Source organism: Paracoccus chinensis (assembly GCF_900102885.1).
Lineage (GTDB): Bacteria > Pseudomonadota > Alphaproteobacteria > Rhodobacterales > Rhodobacteraceae > Paracoccus > Paracoccus chinensis.
On record NZ_FNGE01000056.1, the window covers coordinates 1 to 2,972 of the forward strand.

The 2,972-nt window shown below is 59.9% G+C and carries 2 protein-coding genes and 1 pseudogene; 2 read left to right on the plus strand and 1 reads right to left on the minus strand.

All coding sequences use genetic code 11. From position 1 onward, the window contains the following. The first annotated feature begins 110 nt into the window (after positions 1-110). Together BLQ03_RS17530 and BLQ03_RS18180 are read left to right on the plus strand one after the other, a co-directional pair. Positions 111-1,121 carry a replication initiator protein A gene (locus BLQ03_RS17530; RefSeq protein WP_090757573.1) on the plus strand — a complete coding sequence of 337 codons (1,011 nt, stop codon included), beginning with the start codon at positions 111-113 and terminating at the stop codon, positions 1,119-1,121. A 73-nt stretch (positions 1,122-1,194) separates the two neighbouring features. Further along, positions 1,195-1,587 (plus strand): MerR family transcriptional regulator, encoded by a 393-nt coding sequence (locus BLQ03_RS18180; protein ID WP_139166815.1) that lies wholly within the window; start codon positions 1,195-1,197, stop codon positions 1,585-1,587. Between the two features lie 91 nt (positions 1,588-1,678). On the opposite strand, the pseudogene BLQ03_RS17535 reads toward BLQ03_RS18180, so the two are convergent. Continuing rightward, positions 1,679-2,657 (minus strand): annotated as a pseudogene (locus tag BLQ03_RS17535) (IS5 family transposase). Between the last annotated feature and the right edge of the window lie 315 nt (positions 2,658-2,972).

A 2,972-nucleotide genomic window follows, 5' to 3' on the forward strand; every position in this document is an offset into this window, starting at 1 on the left:
GGTTCCGAAAGGGTCAAACTTTGGTTCCGAAAGGGTCAAACCCCTTCCCATCGACTTCGGTTCCTGATAGGTCAAATTTGTCAGTTCCTGATAGGTCAAATTTCTGCCGCATGAGCCTGTTTCCAGACCGCCACCCGAACCTCGATTTCTTCGTGCTCGACATAGCGGACGCGGTGCCGAAGGACGACATGGCGTCGATGGAGCATCCGCTGTTCTCGCTGGCGACGAAGCCGGACATGCGGCACCTCGAATACCGCAACGGCGATAATGTGCTGAAGATTCGCCCGTCCGGCCTCGGCCTGCCGACGATCTTCGACAAGGACATCCTCATCTTCACTATCAGCCAGTTGATGGCCCGGAAGAACCGGGGTGAGCCAATTGGCGACACGGTGCGCTTCTCGGCCCGCGAACTGTCGGTTGCCACGAACCGCCCCATCGGCGGGAACCACTACAAGCGCCTTGAGGACGCCTTTGCCCGCCTGCAAGGGGCGCAATTCGTGACGAACATCAAATCCGGGGGGAAGGTGGAAACCCGGATTTTTTCCCTGATCGACGAAGGCGGCTTTGTCCGTACCGATGATGAACGGTTCCGCCTCGACTACTGCGAGGTGAAGTTGTCGCGTTGGCTGATGCGGGCGATAGAAACCGACCAGGTGGTGACGATCTCCCACGACTATTTCCGCCTGCGCAGACCTCTGGAACGCCGCTTGTATGAGATTGCCCGGAAGCACTGCGGGACCGCCCCAAAGTGGCAGATCGGGCTGACGAACCTCCAGAACAAAACCGGCAGTAACGCCCCGGCCAAACGCTTCCGCCATAACCTGCGCGAGATCATCAAGGCAGATGTAACGCCCTTCTATCGTTTCGAGGTTGACGAGAACGACCTTGTGACCGTGCGCCCCCGCTCGGTGCAGGTCGAACTGTCCCTGTCCATCACCATCCCGAAATGGGCCGAGGAACAAGCCCGCGCACGCGCCAGAACGCTTGGGTGGGACTACTACGCTTTGCGGGCGAACTGGATGGCCTACGCCCACGAGGAAACGGCCAAGGGCAACCCCCCGAAGAATCCCGGCGCGGCCTTCGTGGCCTATTGCAAGAAGCAAGAGAGCCTGCGGGCGTAGCCCTGCCCGCGAAGCACTGGACGAGAACAGGTAAACCGTTCACTATCGCGGAATCCGAACGATAGGAAACCCTGTGGCATACACCCTAGGAGAAGCTGCGAGGGCGACCGGCAAGTCAAAGGCCACGATCTCAAAGGCCATAAAAAATGGCCGAATATCTGCCGTGAAAGATGAGTCGGGAACCTTTCACATTGATCCGGCAGAACTGCATAGGGTTTACCCCTCAACAGTTTCCAACGAACATGAGGAAACACAAGATAAACCCACAGAGAACACCGTAAATGAAGGTCTTATCAGAGAGTTGCAGGCGCGTCTTGAAGCGGCGCAGGAGCGGTTGGCCGATAAGGAAACGGTGATCTCAGACTTGAGGGAAGATCGGGACAAGTGGCGCCAACAGGCAACGGCCCTGCTGGCAGACCAACGGCCCAAAGAAAGGTTCTGGGCGCGGCTGATCGGCAAGGGATAGTTTTTTAAAAACGTGCTTGTATCTACGCGATCCAAAGGGCCTTGTTGCGCAAATCTCCTGACGGTCGGACTTTCCCCTTCTCCGTTTGACGTCATCCGACGGGCTGCGTGACGGGGATGCCGAGTGCGGTGAAGCGGTTGAGGATGGCGATGCGGACTTGGAGCTCGGCAGTCTGACGGTCGAAGTCTTGGGACATCAGCCGCTGCCCCAGCAGCTCCATGCAGTTCATCTTGGTCTCGATGCGGCTGCGGCGGTGGTAGCCGGCCCACTTCCGCCAGATAGTCCGGCCGAGGCGCTTGATGGCCCGAAGGGCCTCGTTCCTCGCCCCCGCACCAGGACTCTTTTTCTTCCATGGCTTGGCGTTTCGGCGGGGCGGGATGATCGCTTCCGCTCCACGGTCGGCGATGGCGTCGCGGCAGGCGCGGCCATCATAGGCGCCATCGGCCGTCACCGAGGCGATCGGCTCGCCCTCGGGGATCTGCGACAACAGGCCGGGCAGCATCGGCGCGTCGCCGACGCCGCTGCCGGTGATTTCGACCGCTCGCACCTCGAGCGTCGCCTCGTCGATGGCCAGGTGGACCTTGCGCCAGACACGTCACCGCGCCCCACCATGCTTGCGCGCATGCCATTCGCCTTCACCCCGGACCTTGATGCCCGTGCTGTCCACGAGCAGGTGCAGCGGGCCGCCCGAGCCGGCCGTGCCCCGGTAGGGCAGCTGGACAGCCAGCGTCCTTTGTCGGCGGCACAGCGTCGAGAAGTCCGGCACCGGCCAGTCGAGCCCCGCCAGCTTCAACAGGCTGGCCACGAAGCCCCTCGCCATGGTCACTCGGACCAGTGGTGTTCCTTGGCTCGATCTGGCGAAGCGGCAGGCCGAAGAGCACCTTGATCGTCAGGCAGGCCTGGATGGCGGCGTCCGAGAAGGTCTGCTGGCGACCGCGCTTGCCAGACGGCGCCGCGTGCTAAGCCATGCCGGGATCGAACCAGACCGTCAGCGACCCGCGCTCACGCAGCGCGGCGTTGTAGACGGACCAGTTCAGGGTGCGATAGCGGGTGGACGCAGGCTTGGACATGCTGCCCAGCTATGTCGCTGCACTACCGATGTGAATCCCAGACAGGCTTTGCGCAACAAGGCCGATCCAAAGCACTTTGCGTTTCTCCATCTTTTAAAAATCTCTTGCTAGAATCACTTAACTGTGAGTTCATAAGATGTTGTTTGTTTCCGGTTACGTTGAGATGGGAAGGTCGCAGAATGCTCAGACTTTCTATTATCAGTATCTCTCTTGTACTTTCTTCCTCACCCATCATGGCCCAAGAAGAACCCGTAGAAATCGGTCAGGTCGAAGCAGGGACAGAAGTTTACAATGTAGAATCTCTAAGGCCCCCCC